11 protein-coding genes are annotated in these 17,826 nt (G+C 57.0%); 5 read left to right on the forward strand and 6 right to left on the reverse strand.

Annotated features, from left to right (window positions below):
- Positions 1-23 precede the first annotated feature (23 nt).
- Positions 24-2,603, reverse strand: coding sequence for an AAA family ATPase (locus AC5RK6_RS00160; protein ID WP_274734458.1), 2,580 nt, complete (start codon positions 2,601-2,603; stop codon positions 24-26).
- A gap of 670 nt (positions 2,604-3,273) precedes the next feature.
- Here AC5RK6_RS00160 and AC5RK6_RS00165 point away from each other — a divergent pair.
- Entirely contained in the window at positions 3,274-5,772 is a 2,499-nt protein-coding gene (locus tag AC5RK6_RS00165) for a DNA cytosine methyltransferase (RefSeq protein WP_274734459.1), read from the forward strand.
- An 11-nt stretch (positions 5,773-5,783) separates the two neighbouring features.
- Here AC5RK6_RS00165 and AC5RK6_RS00170 read toward each other — a convergent pair whose 3' ends face one another.
- Positions 5,784-6,989, reverse strand: a complete 1,206-nt coding sequence (locus AC5RK6_RS00170) for a hypothetical protein (RefSeq protein WP_274734460.1) — start codon at positions 6,987-6,989, stop codon at positions 5,784-5,786.
- 99 nt (positions 6,990-7,088) lie between these two features.
- Between AC5RK6_RS00170 and AC5RK6_RS00175 the strand changes: the two genes are divergently transcribed.
- Positions 7,089-7,862 carry a hypothetical protein gene (locus AC5RK6_RS00175; RefSeq protein WP_274734461.1) on the forward strand — a complete coding sequence of 258 codons (774 nt, stop codon included), beginning with the start codon at positions 7,089-7,091 and terminating at the stop codon, positions 7,860-7,862.
- A gap of 312 nt (positions 7,863-8,174) precedes the next feature.
- Here AC5RK6_RS00175 and AC5RK6_RS00180 read toward each other — a convergent pair whose 3' ends face one another.
- From AC5RK6_RS00180 to AC5RK6_RS00195, 4 genes are all read right to left on the reverse strand, one after another.
- Positions 8,175-8,480: a type II toxin-antitoxin system RelE/ParE family toxin gene (locus tag AC5RK6_RS00180; RefSeq protein ID WP_274734462.1), complete on the reverse strand. Its 306-nt coding sequence runs from the start codon at positions 8,478-8,480 to the stop codon at positions 8,175-8,177.
- A complete protein-coding gene (locus tag AC5RK6_RS00185; protein WP_126135178.1) occupies positions 8,477-8,776 on the reverse strand; it encodes a type II toxin-antitoxin system RelB/DinJ family antitoxin in 300 nt (99 codons plus the stop codon). Before AC5RK6_RS00185 ends, AC5RK6_RS00180 begins: the two co-directional genes overlap by 4 nt.
- 11 nt (positions 8,777-8,787) lie before the next feature.
- Positions 8,788-10,560, reverse strand: coding sequence for an ATP-binding cassette domain-containing protein (locus AC5RK6_RS00190; protein ID WP_274755798.1), 1,773 nt, complete (start codon positions 10,558-10,560; stop codon positions 8,788-8,790).
- Between the two features lie 683 nt (positions 10,561-11,243).
- Positions 11,244-12,038 (reverse strand): hypothetical protein, encoded by a 795-nt coding sequence (locus AC5RK6_RS00195; RefSeq protein ID WP_274734464.1) that lies wholly within the window; start codon positions 12,036-12,038, stop codon positions 11,244-11,246.
- Between the two features lie 31 nt (positions 12,039-12,069).
- On the opposite strand from AC5RK6_RS00195, the gene AC5RK6_RS00200 reads away from it, so the two are divergent.
- The 3 genes from AC5RK6_RS00200 to AC5RK6_RS00210 all read left to right on the forward strand — a co-directional run bounded on the left by AC5RK6_RS00200 (position 12,070) and on the right by AC5RK6_RS00210 (position 17,795).
- Positions 12,070-14,997: an HAD-IC family P-type ATPase gene (locus AC5RK6_RS00200; protein WP_274758720.1), complete on the forward strand. Its 2,928-nt coding sequence runs from the start codon at positions 12,070-12,072 to the stop codon at positions 14,995-14,997.
- A gap of 271 nt (positions 14,998-15,268) precedes the next feature.
- A complete protein-coding gene (locus tag AC5RK6_RS00205) occupies positions 15,269-16,432 on the forward strand; it encodes a flagellar basal body-associated FliL family protein (protein WP_274734466.1) in 1,164 nt (387 codons plus the stop codon).
- Between the two features lie 214 nt (positions 16,433-16,646).
- Positions 16,647-17,795: a cation diffusion facilitator family transporter gene (locus tag AC5RK6_RS00210; RefSeq protein ID WP_274734467.1), complete on the forward strand. Its 1,149-nt coding sequence runs from the start codon at positions 16,647-16,649 to the stop codon at positions 17,793-17,795.
- Positions 17,796-17,826 lie beyond the last annotated feature (31 nt).

Consider the following 17,826-nt stretch of genomic DNA (forward strand, 5'->3'; position numbering starts at 1 on the left):
TTTCCTCCTAGACGAGCAACAGCCTAGGACTGATACTTCTTCAACCTCTTCAACCAATCTGCCATCACGTCAATCTCGGCACTCAACTCGTCAACAGTTGGTGCAACATAGTTTAATTCTGGATGCGGGTCGTGGCGCGACGCCCATTTAGAGATGCGACTATAGGAATTATCATAATTTTCCACATCCGCCTCCGTTATTCTGCCGACAAGTCTCAGATTTCTAACCCGAACTTCTAAAGACCTGTAGTCCACCAAAGGCTCAGCTATGACTTGGCTAATAATTCGCTCCCACGTCTGAGACATATGCCCGGCGATGCTCTCGACTTCACGCAAATACTCGCTTTGTTGCATACCCTCCTCAATTTCACGTAAGCGAGCGATCTCCTGTCGCAACGTATTTATGCGTTGACCCGCGTTTTTTGCAGACCAAGGATGGTGGTCCGTCGTATACCCCGGCCCCATTTTCCGTCGCCGTTCGACACCTCGCGTACCAAACGGAACCTTTAATTCACCAGCAGCTTTATAAAGACACGCGGTGAATGCGATGTCATGAGTAAACACAATCACTTGTCGGTCTCTAGCCAACTCAACAATTGCCTCGGCAACCAACTCACGATTCATGTGATCGAGAGAAGAAACGGGATCGTCGAAGACTAATGCCGATTTACTTATGTCAAAGTGTGCCTCAGTGAGGAAACCCGCGAAACCCAGCGCCGTCTGTTCCCCTTCGGAGAGAACGTTCTCTAGCTTCGAATCTTTGCGAGCGTTCACAAAAACCGGTTTATGGAGCAGAACGCCTTCATGCCCCCTGGTCGTGAAAGCCACTTGTTCAATGCCGAACCTAGCAGCCTCCCTAACGAAGCACTCACTTACTTCTTTAGTCACATACGCGCGAGTTAATTGAGCTACCTTATCGGTGATCGACCGAGTGCTAGTCTCCGGATACTTCTTCTCGAGGGCAGCAGCTCTCCTCAGCCTCGCAACTTCCTGCTCAATGAGATCACGCCCATCACGCATCGCTATCTGATCACGCAAACGTTGTTCCTCGGCCTCCGCCTCGCCCAGTAGTTTTTTAAAACCCTCAACATCAAGGTTGTCAGCTCGTTGACGACGCAGCTCAGCCTTTTCACGCAAAGAGGTAACCGTGGTCATAACATCGACGGATTCTGATTTTTCCCCTTTAAACAACGCAGATTTTCGTTCTTTTAATGCCTCCAAAATCATACTGAATGACCCCTGATCAAACTCTTTATCCTGCTTCAGCGTCACAATAGCCCTGGACACGTCAGGAGGTTCGAAATTCACTTCCTCAAGACACTCGTAAAAGCTATTAATTTGCCGCTGCGACTCGTCCAGTTTTAGTGCCGCCGCATCAATAACAAACCTTTGGAATCTTTCGAACCGATCAGTAGCGTCAACACCAAGTGGCTGCTGACATAAAACACAAACTGCCCCCTCGCCAGTATGCGGGAATTCATGATCAGGATAGACGAGCTTCGAGTAAGATTCCGCAGCTCGCCATAGTGCTTTCCATACATCAGAGCCAACTTCAGGCAATGGTTCATCGGCGAAAGTTCCACAAGACGCAAGATCGGAAGCTTTCTGCGCAGTCGTAAGTTGCTCTACTAGCTTCTCTAGCTCCGTTTGAGCTTTTTCACCAACTTGCTGATTGAGCATGTCCAAATGATCAGAGAGTATTTTGAAAGCATCAGCCTCTTCACTTAGGCGACGTTTCTCCGAGCCGGGATTACTCGCACGTATCTGGACAACGTTGTCCGCTTGTTTCTCAAGCTGCTCGGTAATATCAGCCGGGCACAAAGTCACTGTTTTGATTTCATCAATACCCGTATCGGCCGAAAGCTCATTGAGGAACTTTGCTCCAGCGCTTTGTGCATTCACTTGAGGCAGCAAGCCCGGGCTCCTTACTTCTCGCCTCCATTTGTCAATAACCCGGCGTACACCCGAACAAACAGATGCGAGTTCTTCCAATAGTTGCACCGCCCTAGGGCGGTACGAAATTTTAGCTTCAGAAGTCAAATAGGTATCTCCACAGCGCGCATCGTAAAAAGCTACACGGGCAAGGTCACGGTCAGGTTGTTGGCCGAGCTGTGCCTCACGCTCGGCCGTGCCGACCATGAATACCACCTGGCCTGACTGCGGCCCCGAGTCCTCGTCAAACACATTCGGCAAAATCTCAGTGCGGTATCGTGCTCGAACCATTGACCGAATCACTCGAGCATAACCAGACTTCCCACTACCATTATTTCCAAATATGACCGTAAGACCGTCCGGCTCAAATGTGAGCTCTTGGTTAGGGGCGAGACGGTTAACGTTTTTGAGATATCGCACTGCGACTAAGCGGACCGACTCATCGATTATCTCTTTTCGACCTGCGTACTCCGGTAACCACCCGTTACTCTGTGACGGATCAAACTCTTCATCACTCTGCGACGGATCAAACTCTTCATCAACCAACTCCCGCGCAATTTCCTCATAATCACGCTCATCAAGCACCTCTCCGGCATCAATCCGAGCTAAAATCCTCTGTTGCCACCACGGTATCTCCGATGCCCAATCCACCACGTCCTCATAGGCCGTCATGCGAGCCCCTCTCGTGTCGCCACAAATATAGTTGAACGGTTCAAGTCGGTCTTGTACCAACTGCGTGCTCTCTATATCTCTTACAATATCAATGTTTCACATACCCAACACCGTTAGAGACCGCTACGGCACCATGTTCTCTATCCTGGAATGCCCCATCTGCATCGAGATCATCAACCGAGCCTTTGACCAACACCACGCCTGGACACACCCGAGCCGCTGTTAGAGGAGATTGAGCGTAGTCCAACCGAGAAGAATTGGAGGTTCCCAGCCCCGTGATTTACGCCTGCACGGCCCTGTATTGGCCCGCTAGGTACAGGACAGCGCCGGCAGATCTGTGGCGCGCTTTGAGTGGTGGTCACGGTAGAGACGCTTGGGTGCCGAGCGAGATTGCCTGTTCGGTGAGGGTGTGCAGTTTTGGTTGTGCCGGGTGTGCATTTTTCCTTGCGTTAGGAGTGCGATTCGTATTGCGCTAAGCATGCAGATTTAACTTGCGCTTGACAGCTGGCGTCTCGTCCCTTGATCAAGCATATGTGGGCCGAGAAAACCACACTTACCTCCTGACAACACATAGAAGCATCAATCTGCGTAAGTCTCCGCAGTCGGAGCAGCGAATGAAACTGCGGTAAATTTGACTGACGTGCGCGAACATCTATGAAGGACATTCTGCATGAGTTCTTTCATTTTTTCCTTCATCTCCTATAGAATGACTCCTATGAACTCGGTAGAACCCTCAAACTCGTACATAAGCCTTTTCAGTTCTGGCGGTATCGGCGACTTAGGATTCCACGACGAGGGTTTTTTCTGTGTTGCATCAGCCGAACTCATCTCCCGACGAATTGAAGTTCAACGCATAAACGATATTGCAGAACCGCATCGTCTCATCTGCGGTGATTTACTTCTCCCAGGCCCTTTTAACTCAGTCCTAAAACTAGCAGAAGACTACGAAAAGGAACACCGGCAGCCAATCACCGTAATCATGGCCACCCCCCCCTGCCAGGGCATGTCGGTGGCTAATCACAAAAAGGGCGATGAACTCAGGCGCAATTCGCTCGTTGTACGTTCCATAGAAATGATCAGACGGGTCCGTCCGCTCGTTTTTCTATTTGAAAACGTTCCAGCTTTCATGAAAACCACATGCACCGGCTTAGACGGCCACAATCGGCCCATTGGGGAAGAGATAAATAAAGAGCTCGGGGCGAACTACGAATACTACTCACGAGTGCTACAGTTGAGTGATTTCGGCTCACCCTCCAGCAGGAAACGCTCACTCACAATCGGCGTAAGAAACGATGTAACCTGGGTTACTCCTTTGGACCTATTTCCAGATAAGAAAACAGCAATACCTCTGCGTGACTTAATCGGGGACCTACAGCCCTTAAACGTAATGGGAGAATGCTCAAGCTCCGACATCCTGCACTCTTTTCGCCCTTACGAAAAGCGTATGCGAAACTGGATCCGCGACCTCAAAGAAGGGGAATCTGCGTTTGATAACATCGACCCGATGAAACGGCCTCACCGTTTGGTCGACGGCAAAATCGTTCCAAATGTAAGAAAAAATGGAGATAAATACAGGCGGGTACCGTGGAGCTCGGTTCCTCCGTGCGTCCACACGCGAAACGATATTCTCGCCAGCCAAAACACCATCCACCCGGTAGATGATCGCGTATTTAGCATTAGGGAACTCATGCGCATGATGGGTGTACGAGACGACTTTATTTGGTATGAAGATCAAGAAAAAGATTCGAAACTCCGTGACAATTCTCGTTTACGAACACATGCGGTAAACATCAGGCAATGCCTTGGCGAAGCCGTCCCCGTACCGGTTACACAGTCAGTCGCCCAACATGTGCGCATTCACTTAACTCAACACTTGCGATTCTCCGCGGCGAGACCATGCCGCTCAAATTCTTCAGACTGGACTACAGAAAGTCAGAAAAGAGCGTATTACAATGTTCCATTATCTCGCAAAAAAACTTATGCGGCGTATTACACCGAGCCCCTAGTGGCTTTCGCAATCACGAAACGTGCACTAGAACAAGTAAATCTTAATCCCAAAGACACATTTCACGTTCTGGAACCTTCAGCTGGGAGCGGTGTATTTATAGCGGTATTAAATTCTTTTGCCGCGTTTAATAAAATATCGGTCACGGCTATCGAGATCGAGAAAGAAATGGCCGATTACCTCCGAGACACATTAACCGGTCACTCAAACCTCCAAAAGATAGATGTAAAACATGTGAATTACCTTTCATACTCCACGAAAGAGCGTTACCATCTCATACTTGGCAACCCTCCTTTTGGACGACGTCCAAAAGATACGAATAATAACTGGAATAAAGATAGCGAACTATCGGTTCGCTTCCTTAAAAAAGGGATGAGCGAAGCGTCTTTGGTCGCGTTCGTAATGCCAAAGGCGCTTCTCCATGCTGCATATTATAGCGACGTACGATCATCGATCATGCGCGTTGCAACCATCAACAACCTTCTAGATTTTGGAGAGCATACATTCCCTGATGTAAAAGTAGAGACCATTGGAATCATAGTCAACGACAATCGAAGCAATTCCCCCACTAATGATGTAACCGAAGTTAAGTCATGGCCCCTAAAGCAAGTTCATTTCGTGGATTCTAATTATATCTTCGACGACACTTTTCCGACTTGGGTAATATACCGCACTGAAGAATTCGACGCACAACTTTCCCGTGTCAATGTAGGAAAACTGAAAGTGTGGCGGGATCGAAAAGTGAGCCGCAAAATGGCCTCACCGGAAGGAGTGCGCGTTATCCGCGGTCGAAATCTCAAGTCAAACGGGACAATTGTCACAGATGCACGCGATTACTTGGTTCCGACCGAAATTGCAGAATCAGTTATAGCTAGTGTTACATCCCTACCCGGATCCTCAAAATTCCTTGCCCCTAATTTATCCTACAAACCACGTGCTGTTAAAATTGAGAAAATTCGGCATTCCGTTCCTGAAGGAAGTTGCGCCGTACTATACGGAGATTTAACAAGCAAGGAAAGCTCTGCGTTCGTCGCCTTCGCAGGTACGAAACAATTCGAATCTTTTTATCGAATTGCATGCAACTACTCGACGAGATCGATCAATATCGACAGCTGCCTGGCGTATTGGTGGGCCGTTCCAAAAGTGGAAGATACAACCAACTAATTCTCGTAAATTTACGCTAAATGCTCAACGATTGCCTGGCGCAAGGAAGAATAAGTTGGTTCAACTCTATCAATTCCCCAGCCAATTTGGAGGACCGTAGCGAAGTTTTCATATGAGTATATATCTTCGTCCGCGTCAATACTTTTTTTGATTGATTCCAACTTCTGGTTGAGGCAAGTTCTCTGGAAAACAAGATCGATTTTCTGCGTATTGCCGTCAGGATGCGCAATGCCAAGGTGCTGCCCCGGAGTTAGCGCAATTAAATTCTCTAACATATCGGCAAGGTCGGGGAATGCATGCTTCGGGAACATATGGTGTATATGGGTTGCTTTAACCCCTGTCGAGTCTGGAACTTCCGATACTCCCTGCTGATAATTTTTCACTTTCCGCATGGCTGATGTCATAACACTCTCAACAATACTCGAAGCCGCAGCTTGCTCAAGTTGTTCTTCGTATGCTTTTCTAGTCATACGTTTAGGTTTTTTAGAAGCAATGTCGCGCCAATTCGGGCGATTATAACTTAGTTCAAATGTGCTCGGAGGTGTCTTCATAACCCGACCACGTTCGATTCCTGGAACTAGGTTGGCATACGCAACTAGGTTGATTACCTTATTGAAAATCCTCCCAGCCTCCACCTCGGGCCGTGCCGACCCCCTCGAACCTAGCTTCATCGTGTCAATAGCAAGATTCGTAAAGGCGTCCTTAAGATGATCCATATCAGTTTGAGAATGTTCGCTCTCGATATACCGCTTAACGTGAGACCACCAGCCGAATTGTTTAAGAACCCACTCGATGTACTCAATTAGAAACTCACGAGATTCCTTTTCATTCCCGGCAATTCGCTCAAGCATCTCACGGTCCCTAATTTTATAAATACGCTTTTTACCGTTTTTCGTCGCAGAAGATAAAATTCCTGAATATGCCAACACGTTTAGATTTTGACTTATAAATTTATCATATTCATTAGCGGCGCTCTCATCCGTGAGAGAAGGTTTTCCATAATCGCGCTGAATTGCATTATTGAATGAGGCCGAATTTTGAATATCTTTTCGGGTAAAATCGTCTAATTTTCCCAAAGTTACCGTTGACAAAACCGCGTTCGCCACCTCGGCTATATTGCCAAACGTGACTTTTTGATCAAACCACCTCACGCCGCCTGCGAACGAGGAATCAAAGCGTCCCGCGTAGAAACTCGGCATTACATTCACGTCAGTCACTCCCCTTTGCTGAACGGCTCAATTTAGATTATCAGCATTGGACACAGTTATGCTAAGTATTTGGAATCTGGGTGGCCCATCGCAGCGGTAGGATGAAGCATGGCATGGAAGAATGTGGCCCGCAGCGTGGCGGGGATATGTGTGGTGTGCTTGCTCGGAGCGTGCACGGCGAGTGGCCAGGGCCCCGCGGCGGGATCGCGGAGCGAGACCGACGCGGCGTCGTCGGCCTTGAAGGAAGAGGCGGGCAGCGCGGCGAACTCTGCAAGCCCGAGCGTCTCGGCGGCGGGGCAGAGCATGGGCAGCGAAGCCTCCAGCGAGGTAATTGCCCGCGAGGCGCTGGAGTTCGTCGACAAACTCACCACCGCGGACATGGGAATTATCCACTGGGACAACGAAAAAGGGAACCCGAAAGCCAGCTATTATACGGGCGAACGGCGCATTACGGTGACCTACTCGGGTGAGGAAACGAGTGACTATACCGTGCATACCCGGGTGCCGGACGACGCTGACGGCGGCCCAGTTCTGAAAAGCGATATGCGCTTCCTGATTGAGCACGCCACTTTTGGGCCGGCGGGCGAGAGGGGCGAATCCAACGGGAGCGTGCGCGAGGGAACCGCGGTGCCGGCAGCCGATACTCGCCTCCTCGAGGGGTGCTCGGACGGCGACGGGTGGATTATCACGCGGGGTTGGGTCGCATACAACCGGAACACCGATGTGATTGAGTCTTTCGACTTCACCATGAAGAAGCCGGGCGCCACCATTGCGGCGCGTCAGCCCGATGGGTCAACACGGGAGGAAGTGCCGTCCTGCAACGTCGTGTGGGACTTTACCGCGGCCAACGGGCGGGTGATTGATAAGCCGATGCCGAATTAGAGAGCGGCGCAGCGACGGGAGTGCGGTGGAACCTATGCAAGATTCAAAGAGAACAAAGAGAAATCGCCACTCCGAGAAAGATGAGCACACCGCCGGCTAGCGTGACGGTGAAATATGCCGCGATCTTTCACTCAGCGTTATTTCTTGTCACGCTTAGGGCAACATGACCGGTTCCGCTGCCCGCTTCGGCGGGAGCCCAGGGCCGGTCCTTGGTCTAATAGACAAAATAGTTGCTAATGATGGCGTGCCGTTAGCTCCCGCTCCCGCCTTGAGAGATTAATAAGCCCTCTCCGCAACGCCCACTTGAAAAACCTAAATTGCTCTGCCTTGAAAAATATCTTTGTGCGATCCAATACGAACAAAACGAATAACGGATTCCGAGCGGTGATGCCGATAGATAACGATGACGTCAAACTTTCCTTCTTGGAGGTGAAGCCCGAAATAACCCGTGTATGTTCCTCGCGCTTTAGTAAGCGCATGTGGGTTATATCCCGGTGGAATCTCACCCGCTTCCCTAACGGCCGCAACCAGCTCACGTACTTCCTCCAGAATGTGTGGCTGCTGCCGCACTACACGTGTGAGATCATTCTGAAACTGACTATCAAAGATGACCCTCATACCAAGCTATCCAAAAACTTAATGGCTTCTTCAGTATCGTCGAATACCGCACCATCTTCGGGGATATTCCCTTTCATGATCTCCTCTGCATGCGCAATTGCGCGTCGAGTCGTTTCGTTAGGGATATATGACAACGCAGGACGGATCGGAAGTGCTTGCTCACGCACAGCCTGCTTGAGAAACATGTTCAGTGCGGTAGACATATCAATACCTAGCTCATCAAAGAGCCTTTCTGCCTCTTGCTTGGTACGCGCATCCGTGCGGAAATTGATCCTTGTAGATGTTGAAGCCGCCATGAACACCTTCCTCAAGTGAGTCCAACAGACTTACATTGTACGTACATACTACTACTGTCTAAGGTTGTGAGGCACAGCCGCGGGCCGGGCCAGTAGGTGATAAGCCAGCGGTCGTGGGTGGCGAGGATGATCGTGCCCGGCCAGCGAGCCAGGGATTCTTCGAGGGCATGCATGGCAGCCAGGTCGAGGTAATTCGTGGGTTCGTCGATGACGAGGACGGCGGGCTGGGCCGCGAGAGCGAGGGCAAGCTGGGCGCGGCGCTGATTACCTGCCGAAAGCTGAGGTATCGGGGTTGCCCACATGGACGGGTGCAGGATGCCCGTACCGAGCTCACCAACACCTAAATTCCAGACCTCGGGAGTGAAGCCGGGATCACCGCAGCGCGGGAGGCGTTGCGGGACGAAAGCGAGCGGGTCGGCGCAAGAGAGAGTGCCGGAAGGCTGGACTGTGGCGTGCTGCGCGGTGGCCGCGGGCGGCGCAGCGGTAGCAGGCGCGCTGAGGTGCAGAGAGTCGAGCGGAGCCGCGGCTGGCGGCGGGGTGCCGGTGGCTATCCAGGTGAGGAGAGTGGATTTGCCGCTGCCATTGGCGCCGGTCACGAGCAGATGCTCGCCGTGGGCAAGGTCGAACGTCACCGGGACGAGGCGGCCGGGCACTGCCGCCGCGCGTGCAGACACTGCGAGGCCGGCGGTTGGGTGGGCCGAGGGTGATTGCGGCCAGGTCGCGCCGGCATACTTCGGAAAAGTAAAGGTGTAACTACGGGGTTTGCGAACCTCCCGTGCGGTAAGGGCTTCGAGTTTGCGGTCGTCGTGGCGGGTGCGGCGGGTAGCCGTGCTTTGGGCGCGGTCCGCGAAGAACTTTTTCGCCTTGCCCTCCGCACTTGCCAGGCGCGCCCCACCGCGGGCAATACCACCGGAAGCCTGGCGATGCGCACGCATCTGCGCCTTTTCTTCTTGTTGGGCCAGGTAGAGCGCCCGGTAGCGCTGCTCAGCATCACGCTTGGCCGCAAGATAATCCGTGTAGGTACCGCGGCACTCCCACACCCCGCGCATCTCACCACCACCTTCAGCGCGAGCTAGCTGCGCCCACACATGCACGTCCATATCCACGATGAGGGTGGCGACATCCTCAATAAAAGCGCGGTCGTGGCTGGCCAGCAACACCGGGCCGGGCCAGGAACGCAGCACGTGGGCAAGAAATGAGCTCGCCTCCGCATCGAGATGATTGGTTGGTTCGTCCACAATAAGCACCTGCGGGCGGGCAACCAGGGTGACAGCCAGATTCAGCCGCGCGCGTTGGCCCGGTGAGAGCGTGGCCAACTTCCGCGAGCGCCCGCTCCCGGTCAACATAGCCAGGCCCAAACCCGCAAGAGCGTCGTCGACCTTTTCCTCAAGTGACCACAGATCCAGGCGTGTGACCTCGGTGAGGAGCCGGTCGTATTCGGCCGCGACCGGGCGCCCCTCCCCCAGCTGCGCGCTGAGCGTTTCGAAGCGGGCGAGTAGTTCCCGCGCGGGTGCGAAGGCGCTTTCAAGAAAGTGCGCGACGGTCGCGGCGGCGTCGTCGTTCGGCACAGGGTTCCACGGGATGGCGCTGGCGTTTGTGCGGGTGACCGTGCCGCGCTCGGGGCTGAGGTGACCTGCGGCGATACGCAGCAGGGTGGTTTTGCCGCAGCCGTTTGGGCCGATGAGGACGGCGCGGTCGGTGGCTGTCAGGCACAGAGTAATGCGGTCGAGGAGCGGACGCGCAGTATATGAAAATGAAATATCGTCAAGAATGAGGGCAGGCATAGTGATCTCCTTGGACGCGGCGGGTGGTGCGGGCGTCTCAGCTGGGCTGAGTGGAGATCACAGCGTCATCGGAACGACGGCCTCCTTTGAGTGTGGATGTAGCCCCGGTTACATAAGTAAATGTAGCGACGGCTCGGGTAGTGGGTCAATACTTATCGAATGGTGCGCGAACGACTCGCCACTTGCTAGCTAAGGGAATGCGCGCAGACTGAAAGTGCGGACGCCAGACTTATAGTTAGACTCATAATTTCGCAGTCTTAATTGATAGTCTGATACGATTTTTCACAGTCTGCGTACGGATTTTAATAGGCTCAGGACAGTTTTGACAGTCTGAATTAAAATTAGCAGCCAAAATAGCCCTCAGACATTGAAAATCGAGGGAACACTATTAAACGTCTCAGAGTGCGATTCGCAGTGTGACCTGTGACAATCGGGAGGGCAGGGCGTAAAAACCACGACGTATACCCTCTGCGAGCCGTTCACGCAGGTATAAAAGCCGTTCAGCTGTAAAAGTGCTGGGCTCCCCATCCGTCCCAGCCGTCCCAGGAGTCACACGGGCCCCAGCGGAGGCCCTATGTGTTGTCACAGCTGTACTGCGATTGTGTTACACATGCAGTACAGTCGGGAAAACACATACCGCTCCTCCGCCGCATCGGCTGCGGTATTTTCAACGACGCCGCCCTCTAGCTCGCCGGCGGCTTGTCCAGCACCGTGCCGTTGACAGAGCGGAAGTCCCACACCGAACGGCACTGCGACTTTTCTTCCCCGGCGCTGGCATCCCGAAGCGTGCCTTGCGAATTGAAATCGGGGGTTTCCACCATGTAATCCACGTACTCGATCACCCCGGTGCGCCGGTTGTAACCCACGCTTCCCGCGGTAATGAACCACGTCCCATCTTGCGCGCAGGTATCCAGCAGTTGGGTGCCCAGCGAAGGGAGCTGCGTTCCCGCACGCAAACTCCCCGAAACGACCCCGCGTTCATTTTCCGGACCGTAATCGGCACTGCGAATCAGCAAGCGCATATCGTCCTTCGAGAGCGGTGCCAGGCTCGCCTTATTGGGAGGCTGCCCGTTAATGGTGTACTCCAGCACCTTATCCCCGTCATACCGCTGCGCCAGCTCATTTACGCTGAATCGCGACGCCCAATCATCCAACCCCAAACGGTTATTGGTGCGCAGCACCCGAACCTCGAACTCGGTGAGGTTATCTACCGCCCGCAGAGCCTCCGCCGCGACCGAGTCCTCCGCTGCAGATTCCGTGCCTTGCCCGCCAGCCGCACCGGGTGCAGTGGGTGGCGCAACCGATTGCGCGGCGCCTGGTGAACTTGCCGTGCTAGGCGCCGGAGTCGAGCTTGCCGAACCGACCGGCACTGCCGGGGTGCTGGGCGCCGGTGGCGGCGTCGTCGTACTAGTACAAGAAGCAAGGGCCGCAACCGCGCAGATTCCCGCGACGCTGCGGAAAAGATTTTTTCGTGCCATACCTCATGCTACCGCCACACGGCGCGTAAGTGTGACGGGCGCCGCAGCCTGGCGCACCCGCACCGTTCCGCGCCCCGTGCCCGTGCCCGCGCCGTTCCGCGCCCGTGCCCGCGCCGCACGCCCCGTTGCGCCCCGTTGCGCCCCGTTGCGCCCCGTGCCCAAGAAATCTTCACCCGCCGTCCAGCTTCCTTGCCTAGAATCAGTTTTTATGAACGACGCCGCACCCGCGCAGCGGGACCTTGACTCGCTCGCTCCCGGTCACGCGCCCGCCCCGGGCGCGCAGCGGGAACCCGAGTCCCTCGCCCTGACCGACTCCGCCACCGACCCCACCACCGGCAACGAGCACGTACCCGCCAGCGACCCGGCCCGCGGGCTGAGCGCCGCACAGGCCGCCCAGCTCGCCGCGGACGGCAAAGCGAATACCCTCCCCGACCGCTCGGGGCGCTCGGCCGCGCAAATTGTGCGCGATAACGTTTTCACCCGCATTAATTTCATGCTCGGTGTGCTGTTCATTGCCGTGATCCTCACTGGATCGTGGATCAATAGCGCCTTCGGCCTGCTCATTATCGCGAACTCGATTATCGGGATTATTCAGGAGCTGCGCGCCAAGCACACCCTCGATTCCCTGGCCGTTATCGGTGAGGCGCATCCGCGGGTGCGCCGCGACGGCGAGGTGCGCGAGATCGCCCGCGAGGAGGTGGTGCTGGGCGATATTATCGTGGTCGCCGCCGGCGAGCAGATCGTGGTGGACGGCGTCGTCACCGAAGCTGACTACCTCGAGGTCGATGAATCCCTCCTCACCGGCGAATCTGATTCCATCCACAAGGAACCCGGCGCCGCGATGATGTCCGGTTCCTTCGTGTCCTCCGGCTCGGGTAGCTACCGCGCCACCCGCGTGGGCGCCGACGCCTACGCCGCCAAGCTCACCTCCGCCGCCTCGAAATTCTCGCTCGTCGATTCCCAGCTGCAAAACGGGATCGACCGCATCCTCAAAGCCATCACCTGGGTGCTGGTGCCGGTCGGGCTGCTGACCATCTGGGGGCAGATCCGCGTGGTAGGTCTGGATTGGGCGGCCCTCGGCGCGCAGTGGCGCGATATCGTGCTTTCCGTAACCGGCGCGCTGGTGCCGATGATCCCCGAAGGACTGGTGCTCATCACCTCGACCGCTTTCGCGCTGGGGGTGATCCGGCTCGGCCGCCTGAACGTGCTGGTCAACGAGCTGCCCGCCATCGAAGGCCTCGCGCGCGTGGATACCGTGGCCGTGGACAAAACCGGCACCCTCACCGAAAATACCTTGCGTTTCGCGGGGCTCGAGTTGGTGCCCGGCGCGGATTCGCACAGCGGGTTCAGTTCCGGCAGCACGGCTTCGCACAGCGGCTCCGGTTCCGGCGCCACCGCGGTGCAGCACGACGCCGCCACTCCCGCCGCGCGCGCTCAGGCCACCGCACGGGAAGCCTTGGCCCAGCTGGGGGCGGCCGATCCGGCCCCGAACTCCTCGATGGAGGCCATTAAGGAAGCCCTCGGCGCACCGGCCCAGCCGTGGGATGTGGCCGAGCGCCAGCCTTTCACCTCGGCAAAGAAGTGGTCCGGGGTGAGTTTCACCAATGGCCAGCATTGGATTATGGGTGCCCCGGATGTGCTCCTTGACCTGGCGAGTCCGGCCGGCCAGGCGGGCGCCGCCATCGCTGCCACCGGCCAGCGCGTATTGCTCCTGGCCCGCAGTGATACGCCCGTCACGGCCGCGACCGCGCCCGGTAACATCGAGCCGCTCGCCTTTATTCTCCTCGACCAAAAAATCCGCCCGGATGCCTCCGATACCCTGCGCTACTTCGATTCCCAGGGCGTGGCGGTCAAGGTGATCTCCGGTGATAATGCCGCGGCGGTCGGGGCGGTGACCACGCAGCTCGGCGTCGACGTCGGCACCCCCGTGGATGCCCGCACCATCCCGGAAGCGAGCTTCGCGGAAACGATTAACGACAATGCGGTGTTCGGGCGGGTGACCCCGGATCAGAAGCGCGCCATGGTGGCGGCACTGCGCGGGGCGGGACACACCGTCGCGATGACGGGCGACGGCGTCAATGACGTGCTCGCCCTCAAGGACGCCGACCTGGGCATCGGCATGGGTTCGGGCACCTCCGCCACCCGCTCGGTCGCGAAGATTGTGCTGCTCGACGATAAATTCGCGTCGCTGCCGCACGTGGTAGGCGAAGGCCGGCGCGTGGTGGGGAATATCGAACGCGTGGCCCGGCTTTTCCTCACCAAAACGGTGTATTCGGCGGTGCTCGCCATCGCGGTGCTGCTGTTCGCGCTGCCCTACCCCTTCGTGCCGATTCACGTGACGATCACCGGCTGGTTCACCATCGGCATCCCGGCGTTCCTCCTCTCCCTACCGCCGAATAACGACGCCGCCCGCCCCGGTTTCGTGCAGCGCGTCATGCGTTTCGGTTTCCCGGCGGGCCTGGTTGTGGGGGTCGCGACCTTTATTACCTACGTGATGTTGTACGACGGCGCAGCTAGCTCGGCGTATGCGACTCAGGTTTCCACCGCGACGCTTCTGACGATGATTATTGCCTCCTCGTGGGTGCTCGTGGTGGTGGCCCGGCCCTATGTTTGGTGGAAGATTCTGCTGATTTTGCTGCCGCTGGTGGGCTACGGGGTGATTTTCCTCTGGCCGTTCACGCAGCGCATCTTCATGCTGGATTCCTCCAATTCCGGGGCTATGGCCCTGGGCACCCTGGTGGGGCTGATCGGGGCGGCGCTTATTGAGGCACTGTGGTGGTTCTTAGGATTGCACTTCGGAGAGCCGGCCCGGCTGTGGCAAAGCGCGGAGCAGCGGGCCGCGCAGCGCACCCAGGCCGAACTGCGCAAGAAGGCCACGGCGGAGCGGCGCGCGGCGGCTACGGGCGCGGCGGCTACGGCGGCTACGGCGGCTACGGCGGCTACAGGCGCGGCGAAGTAGCAGAACTAGCGGAACGAGCGGAACGAGCAGTTGTTTCTCTGCTGGCCGAAAGGCACTGAGCTTGGCGAACGCGAAATTTGCTTGCCGCTCCCGGCTGCCCTCTGATTGAATGAATGTGGCTTGGCCCGTGTAGCCGAACGTTCCGGTGTGTCCGGTGGCGTGCGGAAGGTGACCAGGCACCTGTCACATCGGGGGCGTTTTCGCCGGTTACCGTGCGCGTTTATCGCGCGGGGTTACCGCGCACCGCTCCCGCGCATCGTTAGGATTTATCGTGAGCAACGAAGACGCACCCCGTTCGCCGCAGGGCGGCGAACCCACCCGAGCTTTCCCTCCACACGGCTCCGAGAACACCACCCCCGGCGCGAGCAGTTCGCCCGAAGCCGCCTCCGCTCCCGGCACAGGAAACACTCCAGATATCACCGGCGCACCCGATATCACCAGTGCGCCCACCCAAGCTTTTTCCACGCCCACCTCACCTTCGGGCGACTATCCCACCCAGGCTTACGCCGCTCACAGCGGCGCCTACCCCGGTCCGGGCCAGTATGGTGGCGGGCAGGGAAGCCAGCCCGGTCAATACGGCGCGCCCAGCTACCCGGGCGGTCCCGGTACCTACCCGCAGCAAGGCAATTATCCGGGTCAGGCCCCGCAGTATGGCTCCGGCCCGGCTGGCCAGTACGGCGGTCCGGGTTACCCCGGCGGGCAATACGGAGCCGGCCAGGGCGGTCAATACGGCGCTCCCGGCTACCCGGGCGCGCCGGGTGGTCCGGGTGGTCCGGGTGGTCCGGGTGGTCCGGGCAATCAGTACCCCGGCGCCGGCGGCCCGAACGGCCCGCGCGGCGGTTACCCGGCCGGCTACGGCCAACAGCCCAAGCAGAGCAAAACCGGGCTTTTTGTTGGAATTGGGGTCGGCGTAGTGGCGCTGATCGCGCTGGTTGTTGGCCTCATTTTCTTCCTCAACCGAGATAAGGCCAGCGATGATGTGCAGCCCGATCCCAGCTCGGCTCCTTCGATCAGCGCCCCCGCCACGCCGGACGGCACCGCCGCACCGGAAACCAGCAAGGCCCCCATTTTCGATTCGCCCACAACTCCCGCACCCGCGCCCTCCGGCAATTCGGGTGACTCAGCGGGCAAAGATGGCGAGGATGGGCTGACCTACACCTATCCGCCGGAAAAAATCGGGGCCCTCTTCGATTCCTTCCTTAAGGATCCGACTTTCACTGAGGCCTTCGGTAAACCCGAACGCGATGACGCCGGTGCCTGCATCGGCAATGCCGCGCAAGGCAAGCTATCCGACCAGTTCATTGATGTCCTCGAGCGTGCCAGCAAGGGCGATATCACGGCCGGCAGCGAAATTGAGGACCCCAAGTTCATGAACGATCTCCTCAACTTCATCCTCATCATGGACTCCTGCGGAGTAAATATCACGATGCAATAGGAGCCTGCGCCGGCATATTTCACCTCATTGCAATGCACCCGGGCACCGATTCCCTTTGCGGAATGAGTGCCCGGGTGCTTGTCTCTTGGCTCATGTCACTGCGTATTATGCACGTGGCCGCATAGGCGTCGTCGTACATGCTCCGCATCACAGGCCGCACCCTGCCGCAAACTCGACCGGACAGGTACACTCAGAGCCCCAAGGAGGTTATGTTATGCATAATAATAATTATTATCATTGCGAGCACGGCGACCACGCCGGCGGGCAATGCACCTGCGCCCAGCGCAGTTCCGATACCTCCTCTGCACCGGCGTCAGAGGAGAGTGGCCCATCCGAGGAGGATGGCGAATCATTTAACGAGGATGGCGCTGGCGACCACCTCTGCCGCCTGGCTCGCACCCCCGCCGCGGTAGCTCCCGCGGCCGGCCACGAGCATGCCAGCGGGCACGACCACGGGCCCGGGCATGTGCACGGTGCCGGGGCGCAACGCGGGCGCATCGCCTGGGCGCTCGGTATTACGTTCTCCATTCTTATCGCTGAGGTGATCGGGGCGTTCTGGCTCGGCTCGCTGGCCCTCCTTGTGGATGCCGGCCATATGCTCACCGATAGCGCCGGCCTGGTCATGGCGCTGGTCGCCGCTCACCTCACCACCAAACCCGCCACCAACCGCCGTACCTGGGGCTACGCCCGGGCAGAGATTATTTCCGCGTGTTTGCAGGCCACGCTGCTTCTCGGGGTAGGTATTTTCGTCATTATCGAAGCGATCAAACGCCTCACCGACCCGCCCGAAATGCCGGCCGCGCCGCTCTTGATTTTCGGCATTATCGGCCTGCTCGGCAATATCGCCTCCATGCTGATTTTGTTCACCGGGCGCGGTGCCAGCCTCAATATGAAGGCCGCCTTCCTAGAGGTGTGCAATGATGCGCTCGGTTCGGTGGCGGTCATCGTGGCTGCGGCGTCGATCTACTTCACCGGGTGGGGCGGCGCGGACGCGATTGCCGCGATCCTCATCGGGATTCTTATTATTCCGCGCGCGCTGCGCATTCTGTCCACCGCGCTCAACGTGCTTATGGAGGCGACGCCGCAGGGCCTCGACCTGGACGAAGTACGCCAGCACATGGAAAATCTGCCGCATGTGATTCGCGTGCATGATATGCATGCGACGACGGTCGCCACCGGGCTGCCGGTACTGAGCGCCCACGTTGTGGTTGAGGATGAGTGTTTCTTTGACGGGCACGCCCCGCGGATCCTTGACCAGCTCCAGCAGTGCGTCGCGGAGCATTTCCCGGTCAAGGTGGAGCACTCCACTTTCCAGCTTGAGCCGGCCGAGCACAGCAAATGTGAGTATGTGCCGCACGGGTAGGGAGTGGAACTAGGTAACGGGTAGCGCTGGG

This window comes from Actinotignum sp. usb-actsch-213 (assembly GCF_059085665.1).

What these genes read in the sequence shown, in the direction of transcription:
- AC5RK6_RS00190 (WP_274755798.1), bottom strand. Translation starts at nt 10,560, where the DNA reads ATGCCTGCCCTCATTCTTGACGATATTTCATTTTCATATACTGCGCGT.
- AC5RK6_RS00195 (WP_274734464.1), bottom strand. Translation starts at nt 12,038, where the DNA reads ATGGCACGAAAAAATCTTTTCCGCAGCGTCGCGGGAATCTGCGCGGTT.
- AC5RK6_RS00185 (WP_126135178.1), bottom strand. Translation starts at nt 8,776, where the DNA reads ATGGCGGCTTCAACATCTACAAGGATCAATTTCCGCACGGATGCGCGT.
- AC5RK6_RS00165 (WP_274734459.1), top strand. Translation starts at nt 3,274, where the DNA reads ATGAGTTCTTTCATTTTTTCCTTCATCTCCTATAGAATGACTCCTATG.
- AC5RK6_RS00210 (WP_274734467.1), top strand. Translation starts at nt 16,647, where the DNA reads ATGCATAATAATAATTATTATCATTGCGAGCACGGCGACCACGCCGGC.
- AC5RK6_RS00175 (WP_274734461.1), top strand. Translation starts at nt 7,089, where the DNA reads ATGGCATGGAAGAATGTGGCCCGCAGCGTGGCGGGGATATGTGTGGTG.
- AC5RK6_RS00160 (WP_274734458.1), bottom strand. Translation starts at nt 2,603, where the DNA reads ATGACGGCCTATGAGGACGTGGTGGATTGGGCATCGGAGATACCGTGG.
- AC5RK6_RS00180 (WP_274734462.1), bottom strand. Translation starts at nt 8,480, where the DNA reads ATGAGGGTCATCTTTGATAGTCAGTTTCAGAATGATCTCACACGTGTA.